The following is a 25,927-nucleotide window of genomic DNA, read 5'->3' as shown; positions in this document are numbered from 1 at the left end:
TAGATACCCTAGGTAAACTGTACCCATTTTAATATAAAAAACTGCCCCTGTAACCTTTTGTGGTTGCGCACTAGAATGTCGCCGCTTTTCAATAGTTGAAAATTCGTGGTGAACTTATGCAGGCTAATCAAAAAACACAAGCGGTTATTTTTCAAACGGCTGATATTGATGACAAAATCATCATTAAGGAACAAAAAGGGGCATGGCAACGAACAAGGCGTTGGTTAGCAACGGTTTTAATGTTGGTGTTTATCGGCACGCCGTTTATTTACTTTCAAGGTGAACAAGCTGTTTTATTTGATATCGGCGCGCAACAACTGCGGTTATTTTCAACGGTGTTATACCCCCAAGATTTATTGGTATTTTTTTACCTATTTGTTATCGCAGCCTTTTTGCTGTTTTACGTATCAGCGAGATACGGTCGTTTGTGGTGTGGTTTTATGTGCCCTCAAACCATATGGAGCCTTTTGTTTTTCTGGACGCAATTTAGGATAGAAGGCAATTACCAGACACAAAAGAAGCGCCTAAATGGCATGCTAAGCGCTGAAACTATCGTTGTTAAATCGTTAAAGCATGTAAGTTGGTTAGGTATCGCTTTGTTAACATCGATCACTTTCATGTCATATTTCACACCTGTTAAAGCGCTATACGTCGATTTGTTTTCAGGTAAATTAACTGGCTTGTATTGGGGCTGGATATTATTTTTTATGTTAGCAACCTATATCAATGCCGGTTGGGTAAAAGAAAAAATGTGTGAGCATATGTGCCCATACTCGCGTTTTCAATCAGCGATGATCAGTGAAGATACAAAAGTTGTTAGCTACATTGCACAGCGCGGTGAACCAAGAGCTCCAAGAAAAATTAACCAAGAGCAACCTGCTTTATTAGGCGATTGTGTTGATTGCAACTTATGTGTTCAAGTATGTCCTGTTGGTATAGATATACGAAAAGGCTTTCAATACCAATGTATTAGTTGTGGTTTATGTATTGATGCATGCAATCAAGTGATGAAGCGCTTTAATTATCCTCAAGGTTTAATTAAAAATCATGCTGAGAAGGAATCTAGTCACGTTAGAACAATTGCTTATGTCGGTGTTGTCGCGATTTTTATTGTGCTTTTTGCTATTTGGTTTGCAAGTCGTCCGTTATTTGAAGTTAGTGTGATAAAAGACCGCAATGTGCTGTTCCGTGAAGCGATAGATGGACGAATTGAAAACATTTATCAATTTAAAATTCTAAATAAAACACCTAAATCAGTAGCGTTTAACTTAGCTATTCAAAATAACGAACAACTTGAGATTATTAGTGCGCCAGTTATTGAGTTGGCAGGGTTTGAGAGTCAGATTGTGATGGTTAATGTTAGGGCACCAATTGATTTTGATAGTCAGTTCACGCCGGTAACCTTTGAATTAACTGCAAAAGACAGTTTAATTACGGTGGACTCGATGTTTCACCACAGGTAATTGTTCTGTCACTTGTTGTCTTGTAAGAATGACTTCATAATCTATCGATTAATCTACTTTTGTTAGCAAGGAATGAGAAAGATGAACATGGAGTCATTATTGGTCACTAAGCAGGTGTATGAGTTATTGTCTAAAACTCCTTTACCTGCCACGTTGACGATTGAGCAATGTGCTCAGGCTCTGGCAATGAGTATGACTTCCTTTAGACGAAAGTTAGCCAATGAAGATACTAGCTATAAGTTGATTCAAGGAAAGTATTTAAATGAATTATGCTTAAGTGAGCTAACAAGTAATGAAATTAAGGTAGACGTATTAGCATGTAAACTTGGTTATTCAGAGCGAGCAACCTTTGAGCGTGCTTTTAAGCAAAAATTTGGCATAACGCCTTCTCAATATCGGGACTTAGCAACACTTACTGATACAACCAAGCAAACTTTGTCGCTTAAACAAATTATAGAGGCTCTGCCGCCGATGCCACAAAGCTGTAAAGAGCTAATAAGGTTGCGAGATAGCAGTCAACTTGACCTGCCAAAGGTTGTGGCGATTGTCGAGCAGGATCCTATTTTTAGTGGCAGAATTCTTGGGCAGGCTAGTCGGGCTATTTATGGAAAAACGCCTGACACATTAACTGAAGCAATTAGTCGAAATTTGGGCGTAGATAATGTTGTTAATTTTGCTTCTTTGTATGCAGTTTGTGATGCGTTAGAGTCTGTTGTCGATGCGCAATTAATCGCACGTTATCAACAAGCATTCTTGTTGGCACCCAAGTTTCTTAATTGGTTTTATCAACAAGGTGTTTTAATTAAAAAGACGGATCATCAGCTCATAGAGCAAGTTGTAGTATTTGGCCTTATTGGTGTTTTTTTATTAAACCATAGAGATATAGAACGGCCAGAATTAATACTGCACGCTTTACGTGGTATTGATGAGCTCAGTTCTTTAAACAGGCATATGGCTGAAACACACGGTATTAATGTTTATGCAGGCTCTACGTTATTATTGTCTCAATGGCATTTTGACGCACTTGTACTCAAGGTACTAAACCTATTATCAAAGCAAAATACGTCAGCGAAAAAATTACCACATAGAGTGAAAACCATTCACTTTATTATCGATTGTCTGTATCGCTGCGCAGCTTTACACCCATTTGACGAAGCGTTTTTGCAGCAGGCAACATTAATAGGAATAAAGGATATTGAAGGGGTGAAAAAGATTTTCAAATAAGAAGAGAGCAGCTTTGTGCTCTCTTTTGGTGAGTTTTTTTGCTATTTAGCTTGACGTTTTGACCTAGCGACCATCAAGCCTATTGGTAGTAAAAACATCATTAATGTTGATGGCTCTGGTACCTGCGTTACGTTTACTAACGAAACATTATCGATTAAACCACCTAGTGTATTTTGCGTGCCTGTTGCAGCAAAGCTTAAATCCATCGAGGTTGCTTGCGCAGTAAATGACATTGTTTGCAATTGCCAGTTAGGTTGTTGTTTTCTTGTGCCGTCGGATGTATGCATTGCAGAAATGCTGTTATCAAATACGGTACCTGTTTCAAACCAATAAACGTTGATGCCATTATCATTCTGGTTGTTTGTTCTTGGTTTGTAGTAATACTCTAATTGATATTCATTACCAATGATTAGCGAAGTTAGCGTTTGCGTCATCATAGAGTTTGAACCACTGCGACGGTGAGAATCAAGCTCAACGTGCTGATTGCCATCTTGTGAACTAGTGACGATATTTTTATGAATTTCAATACCGTTACCAACACTTGTGAACCAACCCGGAATCACTTCAAAAATATCCCAGCCACGATTTTTTTGTTGGAAATCTGCTAGGTTTGTGTTTTTAACTTGCCCATGAGATAGCGAACCGTCTTCGAAAATAACTTGTTCAAAACTACCATTAACAATTAATGATGCTTGAGCAACACTAGACATACCGATAAAGGCAGCCAAAATTGCTACGCGTTTAATGAATGCACCCATAATCACCTACCTACAAATTGATCAATATGGCTATGATAGTGGACGTTGAATCTGATAAATATGGCTAAACTGTCCAATTTAAAGAAAATTCAATATTTTATTAACATCTGGTTTTCGGCGAAATCAACTCTATACTTGGCTACTACTTGATAGTTTACGGTTAGATAACCTTTAATAAGCAAACCATCGATATGTTAACAATTAATCAGTTTGCCAAAAAATATAAACTGTCTCGAAGTGCCTTATATTATGACGACAAAGTAGGGCTTATATCACCGTCTGCTCGCTCAAGAGCTACTATCGGTAATATGCTAACGATGACATTGAAAAAATGGATAAAATCGCGCGCTATAAAGAAGTAGGTTTATCGCTAGACGAGATTCACCTGCTTGTTAATGCTAAAACGAGCAAGGCAAGTGAAGTTGAAACCATTAGTGGCTAAACGTAAAAAGCCTAACACGAACGTTAGGCTTTTTTACTTCGCTATCTTTCTATAGCGATTTGATTGGATTGAAAATGATTGACGTTAAGCCTGAGGCGTAGCTAATAAATCGCGTACCACTTGCATCAATTTCAATGAGATCTGGCAGCAGCGTAAGTAACGTTGTATCGCTAACCTTGGTTTGTGTGGCATCAAAGCTTTCAACGTATACACGAGAAACAGTGTCAAACCTTAAATAGAATGGCGTTTTACTTTGATTGCTCACTAGTCCTAATGACGTCGATGTGTCATCGGCAATCAGTCGACCATTGTCTGTAAAACTTTCATCAGTAAAGCTTAACCAATCAGTCCCCGAGTTTAATAAGTAAATCTGACTTTCATCCGTGTTGTTGATAACAATATCAAAAATACCTGCGTTGTTACCATTTTCTGGTCGGTAACTTTGATCAAAGGTTGCGTTAATCGTTTCTGATGCAAATTCATTCACTGACGTTGTAAATCGATAGACATCAGCGCCACCAGTTGTAATATACAGCGCGTTTGACGAATCAACGTATTCAACTTGATCAACACTGAAATTTCCTGGGTAACTATACGCAATAGTTAAATCTAAAGAAGCAAATTCAAGGCTATCTGTTATTACATATTGACGACCATCGATAATTAAATGTTCTACAGGTAATCCAGCAATGTCTGCATCAACTAAAGCATCAACTTCACTTGTTGTTAAATTAACTCGGTAATGATTTGTAAAGGTTGTTGGGTTACCTTCTGCGTCATTGACTGTTTCACTGGTCAACGCAAATAGATATTTACCATCTTTGGTGATCGTTAAGTTTTCAACGTCTAGACTATCACTGGTCACAGATATCGTTTCCATCAAGGCGAGGGTGTATTGATGATATACACGAACTGTGTTGCCTACGGCTGCATATAAATATGGTGATAGTGGGTTTATTGCTAAACCATCTTCATTCACTGTGATGCTATCAATTGTTTCTGCATCAGGGAGAGTTGCAGCACTATGATAAACTGCTACCTCGATTACGCCAGATTGCGCAGACAAGCTGCCCGATGAAGCAATATTAACTTGCGCTGACGCTATGGTTTCAGCAGTAATATTTGTCGGGTCTGCAGTAATAGTTAGTGCTGTGCCATCGGATGACGGTGTAAGTGTTAAAAAGTCAGCTGTTGTTGATGCTTCCCATGTCAGTGGCGTTTCTGCATTTGCACTAATATCAATTGTTTGGCTAAGATATTCGGTATTGGCCGTTTTCACAAAGCTAACCGCTGTTTGGTTGCTATATAAGTAAACTTCATCTAATGCTAACGATACAGGGATAGTCAGTTCACTTTCCGTTGTGCTTTCGGTAATAGTTACTGTACCTTCAATAACTCCAGCTTCTTCAATTGATGAATAATCGGCAGTTGCGACGATTGTTTCTAATTCACCTGTGCCTTCACCTTCAGTTGACTCAAATGACAACCAAGGTAAATCACTTGAAATAGTGTAGTTGGTGTTACCTGCAATGATACGAATATCAAACTCATCGATGTCACTATCGCCTTTAGTCGCTTCAAGTGATACTGCTGTATCGTCTATCGTTAACTGCCAGATATTTAGGCTGATGGTAATATCACGATGAACGAATTGGTTATTTTCAACGTCGCCACTGGTTACACGTACTTGGGTTGTGTAAGTGTCAGGTGCAATAAGATCTTCTTGATCAAGGGAGAACTCAAGCACTGCTGTCGAGTCGGTCAGCTCGGCCACTCGATAATTTAGCCAAGCGGGGACTGTACCATCATTTGGAATACCGACAAGTAAGCCTTCACCCGAGTAGGAAACATTAACGGAAATTATTTCGTCTGACTCAGCGCCCGCTTCATTGATAAATTCGATACTCGACTGATCAACACTTACGCTATAATTCGAGCCACTATCGCTAGATGAACCACCACAAGCAAAGAGCAAACTTGATAGCAGTAAAACGATAAAAGATGAAGCCAAAGGGTTATGTTGAACTTTCATATTCATCCTTGTGCAAATATTAGTATTATTTTTTCTTCATTATCTCCTAATATTGCGTGATTGTTAACGCAAAGTAAAAGGGAATCTAACCTAAATTTTGGAAATTATATTCTTGTGCTTTAAAGCTGTTATTTTGGGGGTATTTATAGGTACAATAAACTATCAAGTTTTTATTTGTTTTATTGATTTTTGAATAAAGAAACTCTACATCAGGCGATTACTTATTTAGCTCGACGTGAACATACGCAAAAAGAGCTAATACAAAAGTTAAAAAATAAAGGCTTTATCAAGGAAGAAATTGATGAAGTTTTGTGCTTTTTAAGCGAAAATAACTACCAAAGTCAATTTCGGGCTGCGCAAAGTATTATTCGTAATCGTGTGGCAAGAGGATATGGCCAGTTCTATATTCAAAATGAACTAAAACAAAAAGGGATTACAAGCGATATTGAGCGTTTAGCGTATCAAGATGAAGCCGTTGATTGGTTTGAACTTGTTGAGCAAACGTACTTGAAAAAGTATGGCGAAACCGCAATAACAGATCCCAAAGACAAAGCGAAAAGAATTCGATTTTTACAGTCACGTGGCTTTTCATATGATGAAATTGCCTCAGTATTGTCATTAAGTTAATACAAGAAGTGGGTATCACCATGATCAAAACAAGTGCCGAAATTAGACAGGCATTTTTAGAATTTTTTGCATCAAAGCAACACCAAATCGTTGAGAGTAGCTCTCTGGTTCCTGGTAATGATGCAACGTTACTTTTCACAAACGCCGGTATGGTTCCGTTTAAGGACGTATTCCTTGGTGCAGAGAAAAGAAGCTATACACGTGCTACATCATCACAGCGCTGCGTTCGTGCTGGTGGTAAACATAACGATTTAGAAAACGTAGGTTATACCGCACGTCACCATACATTTTTCGAGATGCTGGGTAACTTTAGTTTTGGTGACTACTTTAAAGAAGATGCTATTACTTTTGCTTGGGAGTTTTTGACGAAAGTTTTAGGCTTGCCTGAAGAGAAACTCTTAGTAACAACCTATGAAACAGACCAAGAGGCTTTTGATTTTTGGGCGAATAAAATTGGTGTGCCGAAAGATAAAATTATTCGCATTGGGGATAAATCGCCAAGCAAAAAATTTGAGTCTGATAATTTCTGGTCGATGGGTGATACTGGTCCTTGTGGTCCGTGTACTGAAATCTTCTATGATCACGGTGAACATATTTGGGGTGGTCCTCCAGGCTCTCCAGAAGAAGATGGTGATCGATTCATCGAGATTTGGAATTTAGTATTCATGCAATATAACCGTCAAGCTGACGGTACGATGGAGCCATTACCGAAGCCGTCGGTTGATACCGGTATGGGATTAGAGCGTATTGCCGCTATTATGCAAGGTGTGCATAGCAACTATGAAACAGACACCTTTGTGCATCTTATTCAAGCTGCAGCCAAATTATTAGAGTGTAATGATTTTGAACATAAATCTTTACGTGTCATTGCCGATCATATTCGTTCTTGTAGTTTCTTAATTGCAGACGGTGTAATGCCATCAAATGAAGGTCGAGGTTACGTATTGCGTCGTATTATTCGACGTGCGGTTCGCCACGGTCATAAGCTTGAAGCGAAATCTCACTTTTTTCATAAGCTTGTATCGGCACTTGTTGAAACAATGGGGCAAGCCTACCCTGAACTGATCAAGCACCAAGCTATTATTGAAAAAATGCTTCGTATTGAAGAAGAACAATTTGGTCGTACCCTTGATCGCGGTATGGCACTGCTTGAAGATATTTTAACGAACTTAGATGGCGATACAGTAAGCGGTGAAGACGTATTTAAGTTGTACGACACTTACGGATTCCCGGCTGATTTAACGGCAGATATAGCTCGTGAACGTGCTTTATATATCGATCATAACGGTTTTGATGTTGCGATGGGGCTTCAACGTGAACGTGCTCAGCAAGCAAGTCAATTTGGTACTGATTATAATGAACAGTTAAAGTCTGAACATGTAACTGACTTTAAAGGCTATACAAAGAATGAAACCCACGCGACAGTGGTCGAGTTATTTGTTGACGGTGAAAGTGTAAGTTCGCTAGCATCAGGACAAAAAGGTGTTGTTGTATTAGATCATACGACATTCTATGCCGAGTCTGGTGGCCAAGTTGGTGACAGTGGCGTTATCAGCGTAAATGACGGTGAATTTGTCGTAAATGATACGGTTAAAATTGGTGAAGCATTTGCTCATCAAGGTGTAGCTAAAGCAACTATCCAGTTAAATGATCGTGTTAATACTGTGATTAATGTAGCGCGCCGTGAAAAAATTGTTAAGAATCACACCGCAACTCACTTGTTACATGCTGCGTTAAGAAACGTACTTGGTGAGCACGTAACTCAGAAAGGTTCATTATGTGATGAGGAAAAGCTTCGTTTTGACTTTTCACATTTTGAAGCGTTAACTAAAGATGAAGTGCGCACTATAGAGCGTCTTGTAAACGAAGAAATTCGAAAAAATCATACCCGTGATACGGAACTTATGGACATTGAAGATGCCAAAGCTAAAGGAGCTATGGCATTGTTCGGAGAGAAATATGATGACGAAGTGCGTGTAGTTACACTTGGCGATTTCTCAACAGAGCTATGTGGCGGCGTACATGTTGAAAGTACCGGTAATATTGGCTTGTTTAAGATTGTTACGGAACAAGGTATTGCTGCAGGTATTCGACGTATCGAAGCTGTAACAGGCGAGGCCGCTCTTACTTACACAGAGCAGCAAAGTGATCTAATTGCCGCACTTTCTTCGTTAGTTAAAGGTGATACGGCTAACGTTCAAGAAAAAGTTGAGCAGCTACTTGCTAAAAACAAAGTACTAGAAAAAGAAGTGAATCAGTTGAAACAATCGATGGCTTCCCAAGCTGGTGCTGATTTAGTTAGTCAAGCTATTGATATTAATGGTATCAAAGCGTTGATAGCCAATATCGATGGTGTTGAAGCTAAAGCGTTACGTGGCATGGTTGACGATCTTAAAAATAAGATGGGCTCTGCTATTATTATGTTAGCAACGGCAAACGACAACAAAGTGAGTTTGATTGCTGGTGTAACAAAGGATTTAACAGGCCAAGTTAAAGCTGGGGAGTTAGTAAACTTCGTTGCTCAGCAAGTTGGTGGTAAAGGCGGTGGTAGGCCTGATATGGCACAAGCCGGCGGAAGCCAGCCTGAAAATATTCCTGCAGCTATGGCAACAGTGCAGCCATGGTTGCAAGAAAAGCTTAGTTAAGTCGGTCTTATCATTACTTTGAGGCATTACTTTAAATGTCTCTTGTTTTGTTAAGGTCGGTTACAACTAAGATCACTTTAAATACTAAGCATTACAATTTAGCTTGTTATACTTGTGCAAAAGTTAAATGATTTTGCGTTAATTTAAAGAAAATTTAGACTAATTTCATAATCTTGGCTATTAATTATAGTGAAGTATGAAAATGGATATTATATCTAGCTTAGAAATCTGTGGACCTCATTAGTTAAAGGAACCAATAATGTTAATACTTACTAGACGCGTAGGCGAAACCCTGATGATAGGTGACGAAGTTACCGTTACTGTTTTGGGTGTAAAGGGAAATCAAGTGCGAATTGGTGTAAATGCACCTAAAGAAGTTTCTGTACATCGTGAAGAAATTTATATGCGCATACAATCTGAAAAAGGTGAAGGCGAGCCATCTGGTAACTTCTAAATGCTTTTTCGAAAGAGGCCGATATTTATATCGGCTTTTTTATGCCTGAAATTTAACTTTTCACTAGCAAAAGCACCTACTATTTCGCGCGATAACGTATGAAAATCGCCCGAGTTGTTTGAATTATCTGCAAACGGAAAGAAAAGTAAAAAAAGCGTTTGACATATTTTTTTTATCCCTTATTATTCACCGCACGTTGGTGAGGTGGCCGAGAGGCTGAAGGCGCTCCCCTGCTAAGGGAGTATAGGCGTTATACCCTATCGAGGGTTCGAATCCCTCCCTCACCGCCATTACTTTTTAAAGTAATGAAACGTATTTTAGATCGTATTACGGACGCGTAGCTCAGCTGGATAGAGTACCTGGCTACGAACCAGGCGGTCGCAGGTTCGACTCCTGCCGCGTCCGCCACTTTCTTAAGTGGTTAAATACGAGAAAACAGCTAGTATTAAGGCTGAATAAATAAGTTAATATACACGAACAAGGTTCGTTATCCGGAACTAGGATATAAAAGAAAGGTTATTGCGGACGCGTAGCTCAGCTGGATAGAGTACCTGGCTACGAACCAGGCGGTCGCAGGTTCGACTCCTGCCGCGTCCGCCACTATTACAAGGAAGCTGACTTTTAGTCAGCTTTTTTATTTTCAACGTAAGTTGAAGTTATCTGCCAAGATATAAAAGTGGTTATCTTTGCTAAGATATAAAATAGCTATCCGGAACTAGGATATAAAAGAAAGGTTATTACGAACACGTAGTGTTGCTGGATAGGAGTATCATGTAACAATGGCTACGAACAAGGTTCGTTATCCGGAACTAGGATATAAAAGAAAGGTTATTGCGAACACGTAGTGTTGCTGGATAGGAATATCAGGTAACGATGGCTGCGAACAAGGTTCGTTATCCGGAACTAGGATATAAAAGAAAGGTTATTGCGGACGCGTAGCTCAGCTGGATAGAGTACCTGGCTACGAACCAGGCGGTCGCAGGTTCGACTCCTGCCGCGTCCGCCACTTTTGAAAAAGCCGACTATATGTCGGCTTTTTCGTATCTGTAATCTTAAATTTCTTTGTAAGTGCATAGCTTCGCTGGATAGCTTGTCTAGTATCTAATGGCTACGAACCAGGCGGTCGCAGGTTCGACTCCTATAGCAATCGTCACTTTTGAAAAAAAGCCGACTATATGTCGGCTTTTTCGTATCTGTAATCTTAAATTTCTTTGTAAGTGCATAGCTTCGCTGGATAGCTTGTCTAGTATTAAATGGCTAGGAGCTAGGAGCTAGGAACTAGGGACTGGGCGGTTGTCATATCGACGTTAGTTACTTCTCACATTCACCAATTTGAATAACATACTTGTTTAAAGGATTTGCGTTAAACGCTTTATTTAGCCTTTTATATTATTCATTTGCGCGAAATAGCTGTTCTATAAATTTCTATTGGTGGTAAATTTACAACACTTTAAACGTGGCGTTTACGTTCACGTCAATGAATAACTATGCACCCCTATGCTCTTTAATCGCTTTATTTCTATAGCTTTGTGCATAATTATTAGAGTTAATACGAAATAATTATTAAAAAATCCTTTTTAGACCTTGACAGATTTTTTTTTTGCTAAAATGTAAAAACTTTCTTGCATTTTCATTATTGGAGTGATTATTCTATTTCTTAAAAAATAGGTTAAGAGTCGATTATGGAATCAGTAAATCAACAGTTTATCGAGGCGGGCACCTTGATGATCGCCGGTATGGTCTTCGTTTTTGCGTTTTTGGGCATATTGGTTGTGTTCATAAATACCGTTTTAGTACCGTTATCAAAAAAGTTTCCAGATCCTCAACCAACGCATAAACCTAAAAAACTAACTAAAACAGCTAAAGTTGAGGGTATTCAGCCCAACGTAGTTGCTGCAATAAGCGCTGCTGTCTCAAACTTTCGCCAAAAACATAATAAAGAGTAGGAGCATATCATGACTAAGCCACTTGGTATTACAGAGGTAGTCTTGAGAGACGGTCACCAATCATTACTGGCAACACGCCTTCGTTTAGAGGACATGTTACCTATTGCTCCGAAGTTGGATGAAATTGGGTTTTGGTCTATTGAATCATGGGGCGGTGCAACATTTGATTCATGTATTCGTTATTTAGGAGAAGATCCTTGGGAACGCATTCGTGCATTAAAACAAGCAATGCCAAACACAAAACAACAAATGCTGTTTCGTGGTCAAAATATTTTAGGTTACCGTCATTATGCCGATGATGTTGTAGAAAAGTTTGTTGAACGCGCACACGTTAATGGCATCGATGTATTTCGTATTTTTGATGCGATGAATGACACTCGTAATCTTGACACTGCAATTAAGGCGGCTGTAAAAGTTGGCGCACATGCTCAAGGTACATTAAGTTTCACAGAAAGCCCTGTACATACACTTGATACGTGGTTGGAAATGGCAAAGAAACTTGAAGACATGGGAGCTCACTCTCTGTGTATTAAAGATATGGCTGGTTTATTAAAGCCTTATGCAGCCCAAGAACTTGTTACTCGTTTAAAAGAGACTGTGCAATTGCCTATATCTTTGCACTGTCATGCAACTACAGGCTTAAGTGTCGGAACGCATATCAAAGCAATTGATGCAGATGTTGATGTTATCGATACTTCAATTTCGTCAATGAGCATGACTTATGGCCACTCGCCAACTGAAACAATCGTATCTGCTGTAGAAGGTACAGATCGCGATACGGGTTTAGATATGGTTAAACTTGCTGAAGTTGCCGCATACTTTAGAGATGTTCGTGAAAAATATGCGAAATTTGAAGGTAGCCTGAAAGGTGTAGATGCGCGCATTTTATTAGCGCAAGTACCTGGTGGCATGCTAACAAACATGGAAAGCCAACTTAAAGAGCAAGGCGCAGCTGATAAGCTTGATGAAGTATTAAAAGAAATTCCACGTGTTCGTGAAGATTTAGGTTTTATTCCACTTGTCACACCGACCTCACAAATTGTCGGTACACAATCTGTTTTAAATGTATTAACAGGCGAGCGTTACAAATCAATCACCAAAGAAACGTCAGGCGTTTTAAAAGGTGAATATGGCTCTACACCTGCTGACGTGAATAAAGAGCTTCAAGAGCGCGTTTTAGAGGGTAAGGAAGTTGTGACTTGTCGTCCTGCTGATTTGCTTTCTCCTGAATTAGATACGTTAACCCAAGAACTTGACCAGTTAGCAGCAGAGAAATCAATTCAGTTAGCTGATGAGAAAATTGATGACGTGTTAACTTATGCGCTATTCCCACAAATAGGTCTTAAGTTTTTAGAAAATAGAAATAATCCAGATGCTTTTGAGCCGGTACCAACGAAAGAAGATGTAGTGCAAGCTTCATCAGCGCCCGCTTCGAAAGCACAAGCGCAAGAAAGTTATGCAGTAAGTGTTGATGGAAAAGTATTTGACGTTGTTGTTGCTGCAGGTGGCACAATTGAGAATATAACACCAAAAGCTGCTGGTGATGAGGCGATGAAACAGTCTGCGTCCGTTTCAGCAGAGGAAACACTTAATGCGCCATTAGCGGGTAACATTTTTAAAGTGCTCGTGAGTGAAGGTGAGCGAGTCAGTGCGGGTGATGTTGTGATTATTATGGAAGCAATGAAAATGGAAACGGAAGTTCGTGCCGCAACTGATGGGCAAATTGTCGCCGTTCACACCAAAGAAGGCGACAGTGTTGCCGTTGGTGATGCATTATTAAGCTTGGCATAAGGGAAGCATTATGGAGCAGTTACATACCTTATGGATGTCGACAGGCTTAGCAAACTTTGAAACTGATCAAGTCATCATGATGTTGGTTGGTTTTGGATTACTTTACTTAGCTATCGCAAAAAACTTTGAACCATTATTATTGTTACCAATAGGTTTTGGTGCAATTTTAACAAACGTCCCACTTGCAGGTTTCTCTGAAGTTGGTGGCTTGTTGCACTATGTCTATTACGCTGGTATCGATACGGGAATATTCCCGTTACTAATTTTCATGGGTGTTGGCGCAATGACCGACTTTGGGCCATTGATCGCTAACCCTAAAATGTTATTTCTAGGCGCCGCGGCTCAATTTGGTATCTTTGCTACGTTGTTTGGTGCTATTGCATTGAACGCAATACCAGGCTTTGAATTTAGTTTGCAAGATGCTTCTGCAATCGCAATTATTGGTGGCGCAGATGGTCCGACAGCGATATTTCTTGCCTCTAAATTAGCGCCTGAGCTTTTAGGTGCCATTGCTGTTGCCGCATACTCATATATGGCGTTAGTGCCAATCATTCAGCCGCCAATTATGAAAGCGTTTACCAATGTAGAAGAGCGTAAGATTGAAATGGCACAACTTCGTCATGTAACGAAAGTCGAAAAAATAGTATTCCCACTAGGTGTACTGATGATGTCGATTTTCTTCTTGCCAGCGGCTACACCACTCGTTGGTATGTTCTGTTTAGGTAACCTCATGCGCGAATGTGGTGTTGTTGATCGTTTAAGTTCAACGGCACAGAACGAATTGATCAATATCGTGACTATTTTCTTAGGATTAGGTGTTGGTTCAAAGCTTCAAGCTGACAAGTTCTTAAATGTTGAAACCTTAGGTATTTTAGGTTTAGGTGCGGTGGCATTTTCAATCGGTACGGCTTCAGGTGTACTGATGGCTAAAGTAATGAATAAATTGTCTAAGCAACCCATTAATCCATTGATTGGTGCGGCTGGTGTTTCTGCGGTGCCTATGGCTGCTCGAGTGGCAAACAAGGTTGGATTAGAGGCTAATCCACATAACTTTTTATTGATGCATGCGATGGGGCCAAATGTAGCAGGTGTGCTTGGTTCAGCAGTTGCTGCTGGTATATTGCTTGCCTTAGTGGGTTAGTTGTTGAACGCTTAATTCATGTAAACAAAAAGCCCGATGTATTATGCATCGGGCTTTTTTGATTAAGCTGTGTTAAAAGACGAATTAATGTTCGTGCCCACAACCTTCTTCATTATGCACATGACCGTGAGCTAATTCTTCTTCAGTCGCATCACGCACTTCTAAAATCTCAACATCAAACTTCAAGTCAAGACCCGCTAAAGGGTGATTACCGTCTACGGTAATTTCTTCGTCAGTGACGTCAACAACAATAACCGTTTGTTCACCTTGATCGGTAGACGCACGCAATTGTGAGCCTACTTCAAGATCTTCAATGCCTTGCATCAACTCACGAGAAACTGTTTGAACTAAGTCATCAAAGCGCTCACCATATGCATCAGCAGCGGCAACTGAAACCTCAAAAGTGTCTTTTGCTTCATGCCCATCTAATGCTTTTTCTAAGCCAGGAATTAAGTAACCTGTGCCTTGAATGATCGCTAAAGGGCTGTGATCGTATGAGCTGTCGATTAATGTATCTTCGCTGTCAGATACCGCGTAATGCATAATCACAACTTTATTTTGTTCAATTTTCATAGGTTTCTCTTTTAAGTTAATGAATAAGGTAAAGGTTTAATTTGGCAAATCAGCGAATCAACTTCCTTAGCTCTTAACGAAGTGTCATTTTCAATATCACTCGCTAATACCGCTTGAACAAATACGTCGCCACTGTCAGCTTGATAATAAGCTAAAACATCACCGGCTTTTCGCCAGTTCTCACCTAATTTCTGCTCTACACTGGTAATTGTGTCAAGCTGGTCGCTTGACTGAGCGCTTAATGAAAAAAGCGCTCGCTTGTTTTTGCCAAGGTATTGCATACGAGCAACTGTTTCTTGGCCTAAGTAACAACCTTTATTAAAACTAATCGCGCCAATCGCCTGAAGGTTTAACATTTGAGGTACATACTGATCAGTATGCTGAGTATCTAAGTGTGGAAAACCATCATTGATTTCCAATAACTCCCAAACCTTTTCATCAAGCGCTTCAATTTCACTTGGTATAACGTCATCAAAACTTTTAGTGGTAGCAATAATATAGCGAGGGATGCTTCCGCCAATGTATATAACACAGATACCATTTTCTGTAATAACAGGGGTTAGGTTATCAGGTACAGCAGCTACCATTTTCGCAATTTCATCGCCACTTTGTTTACCACATAATGCGTAAAAGTTAAGTGTGTCTTCTTGGCTGATTTCTACTTTGGCAAATACGCCAAACTTTTGTAATTCTTTTAGCGAGACATCAAGTGTTGCTTTTGGCTGCAATAGTAGATGCTTATCTTGATAGTTAAAGAGCCTAAAAACGCTAAACACTTTACCTTTAGCGTTACAATGTGCACCGTTAAGCAACTTGGCTTCGTCGAGTGATAATACGTCACAAGTGACTTGCCCTTGCAAGTAGTGACTATTTTCTTCACCAATTAAGCTTATAGCAGCCATTTGGTTTAGATTTAGGCTAAAGATATCAGGCAATTGCTCTAATGTAGGTAACGCTTTTGTCATAGCTTTCACTTATGCTTTACTTTAATACCTATAGAGTGAGGGTAAAGTGAAAAAAAACAAGCTTGAACAAGTTTTTTTCTAATTAAATTGATAGAATTGAATCAATTTTTAAATTGTTACATATTTCAAAGGATACTTATGTCGTTAAGTAACAATAAGGCGAGGTTACGTTGGGCCTGTCGTCGTGGCATGTTAGAGCTTGATGTTTTGTTTTTACCATTTGTTGATAATTCTTTTGATGATTTATCAGATGAGCAAAAATTAACATTTGAGCGATTATTAGAGTGTGATGATCCCGACCTGTTCGCTTGGTTTATGGGGCACCAAATCTGTAAGGATGCAGCATTAAATGACATGGTTAAACATATCCTCATGTGCGCTAGAAAAGCATAATATATCAATTACCTATTCAAAGATTCCGCTACTCGTTGCCTTACATTTACTCTATGGCTTGATAGTAGCGGTTAGCACTACAGCGCAGACCTTACCGTTTTTCATTTTCGGTTATTTTTTATGCTGGTTTTTGTTTCACATTACCTATCAATATCACCTTTTCCTAAAGCTTTACGTTTTCTGCCATTTAAAATCTCAATGGTTATATCCATCGTTGATTAATCAAGCATTTGTAATATCAGCAACAGGCGAGTTAACGCAAGTGCTCGTTGGCAGCCTCAAAAAAGAAGATGCCGGTATGAGAAAACATCAGGTGTTGGCTGATAGCTTAATTTATTGGTGGGGTGTGTTATTTTTGGTACAAGACAAACAAACCAACCACAAAGTGGCATGGTTTGTCTTTAAAGATAGTGTGAGCGATGATGACTATCGACGTTTAACGCGAATCGTTAAACAAATACAGCAAGCTAATGTTGTTTAGGTGAAATGACTGTTTCGGTTGCATCTTCTTCTAAGTTAGGGAAGTCGAGTGTGTAATGAAGCCCTCTACTTTCTTTACGTTGCATCGCTGAACGGATAATTAGTTCTGCTACTTGTACTAAATTTCGAAGCTCAAGTAAGTTGTTGCTAACTTTAAAGTTGGTGTAGTACTCGTCGATTTCTCGCTGTAGTAACTCAACGCGGTGCAATGCGCGTTGTAAGCGTTTTGTCGTTCTAACAATGCCGACATAGTCCCACATAAATAAACGTAGTTCATGCCAGTTATGCTGAATAACGACTTCTTCGTCAGAATCTGTTACTCGAGATTCATCCCATTTTGGTAGTTTTTTATACTTACTCTGATGGTTGATTGATGACTCAATATCAAGTGCTGCCGCTCTTGCGTACACTAAACATTCCAACAATGAATTGCTTGCCATGCGATTTGCGCCATGTAAACCAGTATAAGAAACCTCACCAATTGCATATAGGTTATCGATATCTGTTTTACCATGCTTATCAATCATTACGCCGCCACAGGTATAATGGGCTGCAGGAACAACAGGTAAGGGCTCTTTGGTCATGTCCATACCAAGCGCACGGGTCTTTTCATAAATATTAGGAAAATGCTGTTGAATAAAGTCAGCACTTTTATGACTAATATCTAAAAACATGCAGTCAGCACCTAAACGCTTCATTTCAAAATCAATGGCACGAGCCACAATATCGCGTGGTGCTAATTCAGCACGCTCGTCAAACTCCGGCATAAAACGACTGCCATCTGGGCGACGTAGGATCGCACCTTCACCACGAAGAGCTTCAGTTAATAAAAACGTACCGGCTTTGGGATGAAATAAGCAAGTAGGGTGAAATTGGTTAAACTCCATGTTGGCAACACGACAGCCTGCTCGCCAAGCCATTGCAATGCCATCGCCACTGGCAACATCAGGGTTTGAGGTGTACTGATAAACTTTGCTTGCACCACCCGTCGCTAAAATAATTTTTTTAGCGTGAATACTTTCCACTTTTTCGCTATTACGATTCCAGATGTAAGCGCCGATACATGCTTTGCTGTCATTTTGACTTTCGGTAATTAAATCAATTGCGTTGAATCGTTCAAAAACACGAATACGAGTGTGGGCTTTAACTCGTTCAACAAGTGTCGTTTGAATTGCTTTACCTGTAGTATCAGCTGAATGAAGAATGCGACGGTGAGAATGACCACCTTCGCGGGTAAGGTGATAGCGTTTTTCGCCGTCTTCATCTAATTCATGATCAAAATCTACACCTTGGTTAATTAACCATTCCATGCAATCTTTTGCATTTCTTGCCGTAAATTCAACCGCTTCTTTGTTACAAATGCCTGCACCAGCGATTAACGTGTCTTCAACATGTGACTCAACGGAATCATTTTCGTCAAAAACAGCTGCAATACCGCCTTGAGCATAATAAGTAGAGCCTTCTGTTACAGGGCCTTTGCTTAAGATAATGACGTCAGCATGTTTTGCTAAATGTAGGGCAAGTGACAGACCGGCAGCGCCACTACCGATAATTAATACGTCACAATTATGTTGTTGATTCATATATCAAAGAAATTCGGGTACTATAATAAGAATTATTTTACCGTTAATTCATGTAAAAAGGCATAGAATTAATAGCGATTAATACAAAATATAAAAAATTATTAAATTTTTTCGAACTTTCTATAATTATCATAGTCCTAACTTGTGCGTTTGCTTTGAGCCAACTTTTAAACAAATTAGTAGTATGTGGGAGAACAGGCTCAGATGAGCGAACAGAACGTTGACCAATTGTTGGTTGAAAAGGTACAACGTGGTGACAAAAATGCGTTTAACTTACTTGTAACCAAGTATCAAAATAAGGTTGCTAGTTTAGTTTCTCGTTATGTTAAGAACCAAAGCGATGTCGCGGATATAGTGCAAGAGGCCTTTATTAAAGCGTATCGTGCGTTACCGAACTTTAGAGGTGATAGTGCGTTTTACACATGGCTTTATCGTATAGCGGTTAACTGTGCGAAAAACCATTTAGTAGCAAACAGTAGAAAACCGACAAGCCCTGCCGATATCGATGTGGCAGACGCGGAAGTTTACGATAGCTCAGATGTGTTAAGAGAAAGTGCTTCACCAGAAAAGCTATTATTGACGGACGAAATACAAGAAGTGTTATTTCGTACGATTGAAAAATTACCAGAAGATTTGCGAGTTGCAATTAAATTACGTGAACTAGATGGTTTAAGCTATGAAGAGATAGCGATTGAAATGGATTGTCCAGTAGGCACGGTTAGATCTAGAATTTTTAGAGCACGTGAAGCTGTAGATAAACAAATTAGACCGTTACTTCGACGTTAATAAAGAGAATAAGGTAAAATTTATGAGTGAAAATAAGTTTGAGACAATGTCGGCAATTGTAGATAACGAGCTTGATAATATCGACGATATTGAAGCGCAGTTAGATGCAATCTTAGCTGATGAAACATTGTCTGATACTTGGACGCAGTATCACCTTACTGGTGATGCCATTCGTAATGAAACATCGCAAGAGCCGTTGATTGATGTTTCACAAAGCATTGCTGCCGCTATTGCTCAAGAACCTACTGTGTTAGCGCCTAAAGCTACTCAGTCGTTCTCTGAAAAAATCAAATCAAATTTAGTTCAGTTTGTGAAGCCCGTTGGCCAAGTCGCTATTGCCGCTTCTGCCGCAGGTTTAATGATTTTAGGTGTTCAACAAAACGTGTCTCAGAACGAACCATTTTCACCTAGCCAAGTTGCTCAAACTCAACCGATTTCTGGTATTACAAGTCCTGTAAGTTACAACGTTAGCCAACCTAGTGTGTCTCAGAAACAAGCTTACGTTGAACAACAAAGACGTTTCCAAGCATTACTTGCTGATCATCAGCAACAAATTAAGTTATTATCTCAAACACAACAAACTAAACAGTTATCTGAACAAGATAAAGAAGACGAAGTAGAAAATCATTAATGAAGTATGTGTTAGCTTGCTGTTTGCTATTGAGCTCATTTGGCTCAATAGCAAATGAAAACCAGGACGCTAGTGTCTGGTTGAACCGCCTTTCTGAAACCCTTAATCAACGTCACTTCTCAACAGCATTTGTTGTCGTCAAAAATAATCAAGCAGAACCCTACCACTGGGCTCATGGTATCAATGAGCAAGGTGAGCAGTTAGAAATATTGTCGCTGCTAAATGGTCCTCGAAAGGATATTCTTCGTAAGGGGGAAATTGTCAGTTATATTGAGCCTGGTTTACCGGCGTACTCGCTTGTTACTAATCAAATTTCAGGCCCTATTCCAGCAATTTTGTCAGGCAATATTGACGAGTTAAGTGACTACTACGACTTTGTCTCGGTTGGTCGTTCTCGTATACTTGGTCGTGCTGCACAGCTTATTCGTATTGTTTCTAAAGACCCTCATAGATTAGGACACTGGGTTTGGTTAGATGAAGAGTCGGGTATGTTATTGAAACTCGCTGTCTTAACGGCGAAAGGGCAATTGTTAGAGCAAGTGCAATTTACCTATCTTGAATTACCTGAAAATATGCCTAGTCAACTGACGCAAATTGGTGAGATGACATTACCTAATGTTGTTGATATTCCAAGTGCCAATAGTGAATTAGAACTAAACTGGCGTGTGAACTGGTTACCACAAGGGTTTGAACGTAAACGTGTTAATCGCCATCGAATTAGCCTGACGAAACAACCGGCTGAATTTATGTTGTTTAGCGATGGTCTTGTCGATGTTTCTGTTTATGTGACGCAAAGTAATGCTAAGCAAAGTGCGCCAGAATATGTGCGTGATGGCGCAACGTTAGTCTATAATCAGGTACGTAATGGTTTTGAAGTCAGTGTCGTTGGTAAAATACCTGCAGCAACCGCTCAATTAATGGCTGAATCAGTTCAGTTTAAAGTGCAGAGCCCACAGTGATCACAGAAGTTGCCACCGTCAACCAAATAGGTAACGAATGGGTTGACGTAACAAGTGAAATTAAATCTACCTGTTCTAGTTGCCAACAGGTAGATAACTGCGGCAGCGGTCAAGTGGCGAAAGCTTTCCCTCAAAAAAGTCTTTCCCTACGTTTATCTACACGAAATTTTTCATCCGCACTGTCTATTGGCGATAAAGTCAAGATCGCAATCCCGCAAGATAAATTACTGGCTAGTTTAGCCCGCGTATACGGTTTGCCATTACTCTTTTTAATTACGTTTTCAGGTATAGGTCAAACAACGATTGCAGCGCAAAGCCATGAACTTTTTTCAATTGCATTTGGTCTTTTCGGTGGTTATTTAGGATATCGTTTGGCACAACGATTAGAGAACAAGCAAAACAATCAACAAAGTTTAACGCCATACTTAGTTGAAAAAATAGAGGCAGGTGTTGTTCAGCAAATACAGCTTTAAGAAGATTCCGCCTCATTTTCCTCTCAATTTCACCTGATTTATTATAAATAGTCGCTTTAGACAAAGCTATTTACATTTTTTGGTCAATAAAAACACTTATCCTTTCGAAAAAAGAAGAATAGCCCTCTATTTTTGTTTATAATTCGCAACCATTATCCGGATTCTCGGTGTGAGTAACATACTCTCGCCCGTCGATAACTTAATTTGCAATAGAGTTATCGCTACAACATAAGTTAGAAAGTTAAATAAATGAAGCATATTAGAAACTTTTCAATCATCGCCCATATCGATCACGGTAAATCAACTTTATCTGATCGTTTGATTCAACATTGTGGCGGCTTAACAGCACGTGAAATGGAAGCACAAGTTCTTGACTCAATGGACTTGGAACGTGAGCGTGGCATTACCATTAAAGCGCAAAGTGTTACCTTAGACTACAAAGCTAAAGACGGTGAAACTTACCAGTTAAACTTTATCGATACGCCTGGTCACGTTGACTTCTCTTATGAAGTTTCACGTTCTTTAGCATCATGTGAAGGTGCCTTATTAGTCGTCGATGCCGGTCAAGGTGTTGAAGCGCAAACCGTTGCGAACTGCTATACCGCAATTGAAATGGATCTCGAAGTACTACCGATTTTAAATAAAATTGATTTGCCACAAGCCGATCCTGATCGCGTATGTGAAGAAATTGAAGACATTATTGGTATTGATGCGACAGGTGCCGTTCCTTGTTCGGCTAAAACAGGGATTGGCATCGAAGATGTGCTCGAATGTATTGTTGAAAATATTCCTGCACCAGAAGGTGACCCAGATGCTAATTTGCAAGCATTGATTATCGACTCATGGTTCGATAACTACCAAGGCGTTGTCTCTCTCGTTCGTGTTATGAATGGCGAAGTACGCAAAGGTGATAAGATGGTAGTAATGTCTACAGGACAAACTCATATTATCGATAAAGTGGGTATATTTACACCGAAACAAACGGAAACTGGTGTTCTAAAAACTGGTGAAGTTGGCTTTATTATCGCTGGTATTAAAGAGATTCACGGTGCGCCAGTGGGCGATACCATCACTATCTCGAAGAAGGAAGCAACTGACGCTTTACCAGGTTTTAAAAAGGTTCAGCCACAGGTTTATGCTGGTATTTTCCCAATTAGTTCAGACGATTATGAGAACTTCCGTGATGCACTGAACAAACTTAGCTTAAATGATGCTTCGTTATTCTTCGAACCAGAAAACTCATCAGCATTAGGTTTCGGCTTCCGTATTGGTTTCCTGGGTATGCTCCACATGGAAATTATTCAAGAACGCCTAGCACGTGAATATGACCTTGATTTAATCACAACGGCGCCAACAGTAAACTATGAAGTAGCCTGTACTGACGGTACAAGCCTTATGATTGATAACCCAAGTGAATTGCCTCCAATTAATAATATTGAAGAAATTCGTGAGCCTATCGTGCAAGCAAATATTCTTGTACCACAAGAACACTTAGGTAACGTCATTACGTTATGTATTGAAAAGCGTGGTATGCAGAAAGATATCGTATATCACGGTAATCAAGTCGCTGTTACCTATGAAATCCCAATGGCTGAAGTAGTGATGGATTTCTTTGATAAATTGAAATCAACTTCTCGTGGTTATGCATCGCTTGATTATCACTTTATTCGTTTCCAAGCAGCAGACATGGTGCGCGTTGATGTAATGATTAACGGTGACCGAGTTGACGCGCTTGCAATGATCACACATAGAACTAACTCTGTTGCTCGTGGTCGAAGCTTAGTAGAGAAATTAAAAGAGTTAATTCACCGTCAAATGTTTGATATTGCTATTCAAGCAGCAATTGGTAATAACGTTATTGCGCGTACTACGGTAAAACAGATGCGTAAGAACGTAACCGCAAAGTGTTATGGTGGTGATATTTCACGTAAGAAGAAACTTTTACAGAAACAGAAAGATGGTAAGAAACGCATGAAACAGTTAGGCAATGTGGAAGTGCCTCAAGAAGCGTTTTTAGCTGTACTTAAGATGGATAACTAAAGAGAGTTTATGGCTGCTTATTTTTCAATATTTTTAGTCGCAATTACCTTTTTTACAGGTATTGTTTGGTTATTAAACAAATTTTATTTAGCACCTCAACGTTTGGTGAAGCTCGAAGACGCTGAGTCACAATGTAAAGGTAGCTTGCCTGAAGAAGTTAAAGACGGAATATTAGCACCCAGTGGTTTTGTTGATACCTCTGTGCAAATATTTCCGGTCATTGCGTTTGTCATGATTTTGCGTTCATTTTTATATGAACCATTTCAAATCCCATCAGATTCAATGATGCCGACATTACTCGACGGAGACTTCATTCTCGTCAATAAATTTGAGTATGGTTTACGTGATCCGGTAGCGCGAAATAAGTTTTATGAAAATAACTTACCACAACGTGGTGATGTTGTTGTGTTTAAGTATCCAGTGAATCCTAACTTAGACTATATTAAACGAGTCGTCGGTTTACCGGGTGACCGTATCATCTACCGCGACAAAGTGCTTTACATTAAAAAGGCCTGCCAGGCGCAAGATACTGAGTGTCCTAACTTTGAACAAGCGCCGCTTAAGTTCGTTGAACGAGGTTTTTATTCAGACGGATTTAGTGAATTAACCCGTTATGCTGAACAATTAGGTGACGTCAAGCATGAAATATTAGTGAATGAGAATTTACGCGAGCGTGTACCTAATTACTATCAACAAACTGGTACTCAACCAGATGAGTTTGTTGTTCCCAAAGGGCATTACTTTGCCATAGGTGACAACCGTGACAACTCGCTAGATGGACGATTTTGGGGCTTTGTACCTGAAGAAAACTTGGTAGGTAAAGCGGTCTTTATTTGGATGAGTTTTGACTTTGAACGCACCGAAGAAGATTTCTTACCAACATGGATCCCGACAGGAATACGTTTTGATAGATTAGGTGGTATTGGTTGAACATCAAAACAAACCCATTAGCAGCGAATCGCTTGACTGAGAAAATAGGATATAAGTTCAATAATCCTGATTTACTTTTTCAAGCGTTAACTCACCGAAGTGCCAAGGGCGTTCATAATGAACGCCTTGAGTTTTTAGGCGACTCTATTTTAGGCTTTGTCATTGCTGAAGCACTTTTCCAACAATTTCCTAAGCATAGTGAAGGTGATCTGACCCGCATGCGTTCTAGTATCGTGCGCGGTGTTACTTTAGCTAAGCTTGCCCAAGACTTTAACTTAGGTGACTACCTTGTGTTAGGACCTGGCGAGATGAAAAGTGGTGGCCACCGCAGAGAATCTATTCTTGAAGATGCAATTGAAGCAATCATTGGCGCCGTGTATTTAGATGCAGGCATTGATGCTGCTAGAACCCTTATTTTGTCATGGTTTGCAACTCACCTAAGCACAATTAAACCGGGTGTTCAAAAAGATCCTAAAACGCGATTGCAGGAATTACTGCAAGGTAAGAAAATCCCTTTACCACAATACGAAGTGATAGATATTCAAGGCAAGTCACACAATCAAACCTTTACGGTAAAATGTACAACCCAAATGCTAGCTGACGAAGTGATCACCAATGGCACAAGTCGACGCAAAGCAGAACAAGCGGCAGCACAACAGGTATTAGAGAGAATTCAAAATGACAAATCATAACCCTCGTTGTGGCTTAATAGCTATTGTTGGCCGCCCAAATGTGGGTAAGTCAACGCTACTCAATAACTTGCTTGGCCAAAAAGTGAGTATTACCTCTCGTAAACCTCAAACTACGCGCCATCGTATATTAGGTATTTTGACGGAAGATCACTATCAAGCTGTTTTGGTTGATACGCCGGGTTTGCATGTTGATGAGAAGCGCGCTATCAATCGCTTGATGAATCGCGCGGCAAGTAGTTCTATTGCTGAAGTTGAACTCGTCATCTTTTTAGTTGAAGGTACGCACTGGACCGCGGATGATGAGCTTGTTTTACAAAAAATCAAAAACACTAACGTACCAACAATTTTAGCCGTTAATAAAACAGATAACGTGCAAGATAAAGAAGCGTTATTGCCTCACTTGCAAAAGTTAGCGAGTAAGTACGATTTTAAAGAAATTATCCCGATTTCAGCGAAGAAAAGTGAAAATATAGACGCGATCAAAGCGCAATGTTTTGCCGCCTTGCCTGAAGGCGATTGGTGGTTCCCTGAAGATTACATTACCGATCGTTCAAGTCGATTTATGGCGTCAGAAATCATGCGCGAAAAGTTAATGCGCTTTACAGGTGATGAGTTGCCATACTCAACGACCGTTGAAATTGAACAATTTAAAGTCGATGAAAAAGGCATTTTACATATCAATGCATTAGTGTTGGTAGAGCGAAATAGCCAAAAACGTATGATTATTGGTAACAAAGGCGAAAAGCTAAAAACTATCGGGCAAGAAGCACGACGTGATATGCAAGAGTTGTTTGATCGTAAGATTTTCCTAGAAACCTGGGTCAAAGTGAAATCTGGTTGGGCAGATGATGAGCGAGCTTTACGTAGCTTAGGTTATGGCGACGATTACTCAGGTTAAT

Annotated in this window: 23 protein-coding genes and 4 tRNA genes; 22 read left to right on the top strand and 5 right to left on the bottom strand. The window is 39.7% G+C overall.

Annotation, left to right across the window (positions count from 1 at the left end; translation table 11 throughout):
• The first annotated feature begins 116 nt into the window (after positions 1 to 116).
• Both ccoG and QQK02_RS04525 read left to right on the top strand, forming a co-directional pair.
• The gene (ccoG, locus tag QQK02_RS04530) at positions 117 to 1,463 is read left to right on the top strand and encodes a cytochrome c oxidase accessory protein CcoG (protein ID WP_284206769.1); all 1,347 of its coding nucleotides are present in this window, start codon (positions 117 to 119) and stop codon (positions 1,461 to 1,463) included.
• Between the two features lie 72 nt (positions 1,464 to 1,535).
• Positions 1,536 to 2,687, top strand: coding sequence for a helix-turn-helix domain-containing protein (locus tag QQK02_RS04525; protein WP_284206768.1), 1,152 nt, complete (start codon positions 1,536 to 1,538; stop codon positions 2,685 to 2,687).
• A 41-nt stretch (positions 2,688 to 2,728) separates the two neighbouring features.
• On the opposite strand, the gene QQK02_RS04520 is transcribed toward QQK02_RS04525, so the two are convergent.
• On the bottom strand, positions 2,729 to 3,445 hold the full coding sequence (locus tag QQK02_RS04520; RefSeq protein ID WP_284206767.1) for a DUF642 domain-containing protein: 717 nt from the start codon (positions 3,443 to 3,445) through the stop codon (positions 2,729 to 2,731).
• A gap of 491 nt (positions 3,446 to 3,936) precedes the next feature.
• Positions 3,937 to 5,919 carry a hypothetical protein gene (locus QQK02_RS04515; protein ID WP_284206766.1) on the bottom strand — a complete coding sequence of 661 codons (1,983 nt, stop codon included), beginning with the start codon at positions 5,917 to 5,919 and terminating at the stop codon, positions 3,937 to 3,939.
• A gap of 189 nt (positions 5,920 to 6,108) precedes the next feature.
• Between QQK02_RS04515 and QQK02_RS04510 the strand changes: the two genes are divergently transcribed.
• The 10 genes from QQK02_RS04510 (at position 6,109) to QQK02_RS04465 (ending at position 14,523) form a co-directional block, all read left to right on the top strand.
• Positions 6,109 to 6,546, top strand: coding sequence for a regulatory protein RecX (locus tag QQK02_RS04510; RefSeq protein ID WP_284206765.1), 438 nt, complete (start codon positions 6,109 to 6,111; stop codon positions 6,544 to 6,546).
• Between the two features lie 20 nt (positions 6,547 to 6,566).
• Positions 6,567 to 9,191, top strand: coding sequence for an alanine--tRNA ligase (gene alaS / locus QQK02_RS04505; RefSeq protein WP_284206764.1), 2,625 nt, complete (start codon positions 6,567 to 6,569; stop codon positions 9,189 to 9,191).
• Positions 9,192 to 9,450: 259 nt separating this feature from the next.
• A complete protein-coding gene (csrA, locus tag QQK02_RS04500; RefSeq protein ID WP_284206763.1) occupies positions 9,451 to 9,645 on the top strand; it encodes a carbon storage regulator CsrA in 195 nt (64 codons plus the stop codon).
• Between the two features lie 198 nt (positions 9,646 to 9,843).
• A tRNA-Ser gene (locus QQK02_RS04495) sits at positions 9,844 to 9,935 on the top strand.
• Between the two features lie 41 nt (positions 9,936 to 9,976).
• Positions 9,977 to 10,053: transfer RNA gene (locus tag QQK02_RS04490), tRNA-Arg, on the top strand.
• 115 nt (positions 10,054 to 10,168) lie between these two features.
• A tRNA-Arg gene (locus tag QQK02_RS04485) sits at positions 10,169 to 10,245 on the top strand.
• A 329-nt stretch (positions 10,246 to 10,574) separates the two neighbouring features.
• Positions 10,575 to 10,651 (top strand) — tRNA-Arg (locus tag QQK02_RS04480).
• A gap of 676 nt (positions 10,652 to 11,327) precedes the next feature.
• The gene (locus QQK02_RS04475) at positions 11,328 to 11,591 is read left to right on the top strand and encodes an OadG family transporter subunit (RefSeq protein ID WP_284206762.1); all 264 of its coding nucleotides are present in this window, start codon (positions 11,328 to 11,330) and stop codon (positions 11,589 to 11,591) included.
• A 9-nt stretch (positions 11,592 to 11,600) separates the two neighbouring features.
• Positions 11,601 to 13,382: a sodium-extruding oxaloacetate decarboxylase subunit alpha gene (gene oadA / locus QQK02_RS04470; RefSeq protein WP_284206760.1), complete on the top strand. Its 1,782-nt coding sequence runs from the start codon at positions 11,601 to 11,603 to the stop codon at positions 13,380 to 13,382.
• A gap of 10 nt (positions 13,383 to 13,392) precedes the next feature.
• Entirely contained in the window at positions 13,393 to 14,523 is a 1,131-nt protein-coding gene (locus QQK02_RS04465) for a sodium ion-translocating decarboxylase subunit beta (protein WP_284206759.1), read from the top strand.
• Positions 14,524 to 14,607: 84 nt separating this feature from the next.
• Here QQK02_RS04465 and QQK02_RS04460 read toward each other — a convergent pair whose 3' ends face one another.
• Positions 14,608 to 15,096 carry an FKBP-type peptidyl-prolyl cis-trans isomerase gene (locus QQK02_RS04460; RefSeq protein WP_284206758.1) on the bottom strand — a complete coding sequence of 163 codons (489 nt, stop codon included), beginning with the start codon at positions 15,094 to 15,096 and terminating at the stop codon, positions 14,608 to 14,610.
• An 11-nt stretch (positions 15,097 to 15,107) separates the two neighbouring features.
• A complete protein-coding gene (gene ygfZ, locus QQK02_RS04455; protein WP_284206757.1) occupies positions 15,108 to 16,061 on the bottom strand; it encodes a tRNA-modifying protein YgfZ in 954 nt (317 codons plus the stop codon).
• A 138-nt stretch (positions 16,062 to 16,199) separates the two neighbouring features.
• On the opposite strand from ygfZ, the gene QQK02_RS04450 reads away from it, so the two are divergent.
• Complete coding sequence (locus QQK02_RS04450; RefSeq protein ID WP_284206756.1) at positions 16,200 to 16,454, top strand: FAD assembly factor SdhE; 255 nt, start codon at positions 16,200 to 16,202, stop codon at positions 16,452 to 16,454.
• Positions 16,411 to 16,935 (top strand): protein YgfX, encoded by a 525-nt coding sequence (locus tag QQK02_RS04445; RefSeq protein ID WP_284206755.1) that lies wholly within the window; start codon positions 16,411 to 16,413, stop codon positions 16,933 to 16,935. Before QQK02_RS04450 ends, QQK02_RS04445 begins: the two co-directional genes overlap by 44 nt.
• Here the strand turns inward: QQK02_RS04445 and nadB are convergent.
• The gene (nadB, locus tag QQK02_RS04440; protein WP_284206754.1) at positions 16,922 to 18,517 is read right to left on the bottom strand and encodes an L-aspartate oxidase; all 1,596 of its coding nucleotides are present in this window, start codon (positions 18,515 to 18,517) and stop codon (positions 16,922 to 16,924) included. The two genes, QQK02_RS04445 and nadB, sit on opposite strands and share 14 nt — an antisense overlap.
• 204 nt (positions 18,518 to 18,721) lie before the next feature.
• Between nadB and rpoE the strand changes: the two genes are divergently transcribed.
• From rpoE to era, 8 genes are all read left to right on the top strand, one after another.
• Positions 18,722 to 19,303, top strand: coding sequence for an RNA polymerase sigma factor RpoE (gene rpoE, locus QQK02_RS04435; protein WP_284206753.1), 582 nt, complete (start codon positions 18,722 to 18,724; stop codon positions 19,301 to 19,303).
• 22 nt (positions 19,304 to 19,325) lie between these two features.
• Positions 19,326 to 19,934, top strand: coding sequence for a sigma-E factor negative regulatory protein (locus tag QQK02_RS04430; RefSeq protein WP_284206752.1), 609 nt, complete (start codon positions 19,326 to 19,328; stop codon positions 19,932 to 19,934).
• Entirely contained in the window at positions 19,934 to 20,893 is a 960-nt protein-coding gene (locus QQK02_RS04425) for a MucB/RseB C-terminal domain-containing protein (RefSeq protein ID WP_284206751.1), read from the top strand. Before QQK02_RS04430 ends, QQK02_RS04425 begins: the two co-directional genes overlap by 1 nt.
• Positions 20,890 to 21,366: a SoxR reducing system RseC family protein gene (locus QQK02_RS04420; protein WP_284206750.1), complete on the top strand. Its 477-nt coding sequence runs from the start codon at positions 20,890 to 20,892 to the stop codon at positions 21,364 to 21,366. The genes QQK02_RS04425 and QQK02_RS04420 overlap by 4 nt, the downstream gene beginning before the upstream one ends.
• Before the next feature lie 249 nt (positions 21,367 to 21,615).
• Positions 21,616 to 23,406: a translation elongation factor 4 gene (gene lepA / locus QQK02_RS04415; RefSeq protein WP_284206749.1), complete on the top strand. Its 1,791-nt coding sequence runs from the start codon at positions 21,616 to 21,618 to the stop codon at positions 23,404 to 23,406.
• 9 nt (positions 23,407 to 23,415) lie between these two features.
• Entirely contained in the window at positions 23,416 to 24,336 is a 921-nt protein-coding gene (lepB, locus tag QQK02_RS04410) for a signal peptidase I (RefSeq protein WP_284206748.1), read from the top strand.
• The gene (gene rnc, locus QQK02_RS04405) at positions 24,333 to 25,028 is read left to right on the top strand and encodes a ribonuclease III (protein ID WP_284206747.1); all 696 of its coding nucleotides are present in this window, start codon (positions 24,333 to 24,335) and stop codon (positions 25,026 to 25,028) included. Before lepB ends, rnc begins: the two co-directional genes overlap by 4 nt.
• Positions 25,015 to 25,926: a GTPase Era gene (gene era / locus QQK02_RS04400; RefSeq protein WP_284206746.1), complete on the top strand. Its 912-nt coding sequence runs from the start codon at positions 25,015 to 25,017 to the stop codon at positions 25,924 to 25,926. Before rnc ends, era begins: the two co-directional genes overlap by 14 nt.
• The last annotated feature ends 1 nt before the right edge of the window (position 25,927 follow it).

The organism is Thalassotalea eurytherma (genome assembly GCF_030161415.1).
GTDB classification, from domain to species: domain Bacteria; phylum Pseudomonadota; class Gammaproteobacteria; order Enterobacterales; family Alteromonadaceae; genus Thalassotalea_G; species Thalassotalea_G eurytherma.
This window is presented reverse-complemented; position numbering and strand designations above follow the sequence as displayed.

Coding starts and splice junctions, on each gene's coding strand:
- nadB (WP_284206754.1), bottom strand. CDS start 18,517: ATGAATCAACAACATAATTGTGACGTATTAATTATCGGTAGTGGCGCT.
- oadA (WP_284206760.1), top strand. CDS start 11,601: ATGACTAAGCCACTTGGTATTACAGAGGTAGTCTTGAGAGACGGTCAC.
- QQK02_RS04465 (WP_284206759.1), top strand. CDS start 13,393: ATGGAGCAGTTACATACCTTATGGATGTCGACAGGCTTAGCAAACTTT.
- rpoE (WP_284206753.1), top strand. CDS start 18,722: ATGAGCGAACAGAACGTTGACCAATTGTTGGTTGAAAAGGTACAACGT.
- csrA (WP_284206763.1), top strand. CDS start 9,451: ATGTTAATACTTACTAGACGCGTAGGCGAAACCCTGATGATAGGTGAC.
- QQK02_RS04515 (WP_284206766.1), bottom strand. CDS start 5,919: ATGAAAGTTCAACATAACCCTTTGGCTTCATCTTTTATCGTTTTACTG.
- QQK02_RS04475 (WP_284206762.1), top strand. CDS start 11,328: ATGGAATCAGTAAATCAACAGTTTATCGAGGCGGGCACCTTGATGATC.
- QQK02_RS04430 (WP_284206752.1), top strand. CDS start 19,326: ATGAGTGAAAATAAGTTTGAGACAATGTCGGCAATTGTAGATAACGAG.
- lepA (WP_284206749.1), top strand. CDS start 21,616: ATGAAGCATATTAGAAACTTTTCAATCATCGCCCATATCGATCACGGT.
- QQK02_RS04425 (WP_284206751.1), top strand. CDS start 19,934: ATGAAGTATGTGTTAGCTTGCTGTTTGCTATTGAGCTCATTTGGCTCA.
- alaS (WP_284206764.1), top strand. CDS start 6,567: ATGATCAAAACAAGTGCCGAAATTAGACAGGCATTTTTAGAATTTTTT.
- era (WP_284206746.1), top strand. CDS start 25,015: ATGACAAATCATAACCCTCGTTGTGGCTTAATAGCTATTGTTGGCCGC.
- lepB (WP_284206748.1), top strand. CDS start 23,416: ATGGCTGCTTATTTTTCAATATTTTTAGTCGCAATTACCTTTTTTACA.
- QQK02_RS04525 (WP_284206768.1), top strand. CDS start 1,536: ATGAGAAAGATGAACATGGAGTCATTATTGGTCACTAAGCAGGTGTAT.
- QQK02_RS04520 (WP_284206767.1), bottom strand. CDS start 3,445: ATGGGTGCATTCATTAAACGCGTAGCAATTTTGGCTGCCTTTATCGGT.
- ccoG (WP_284206769.1), top strand. CDS start 117: ATGCAGGCTAATCAAAAAACACAAGCGGTTATTTTTCAAACGGCTGAT.
- QQK02_RS04445 (WP_284206755.1), top strand. CDS start 16,411: ATGACATGGTTAAACATATCCTCATGTGCGCTAGAAAAGCATAATATA.
- QQK02_RS04460 (WP_284206758.1), bottom strand. CDS start 15,096: ATGAAAATTGAACAAAATAAAGTTGTGATTATGCATTACGCGGTATCT.
- ygfZ (WP_284206757.1), bottom strand. CDS start 16,061: ATGACAAAAGCGTTACCTACATTAGAGCAATTGCCTGATATCTTTAGC.
- QQK02_RS04450 (WP_284206756.1), top strand. CDS start 16,200: ATGTCGTTAAGTAACAATAAGGCGAGGTTACGTTGGGCCTGTCGTCGT.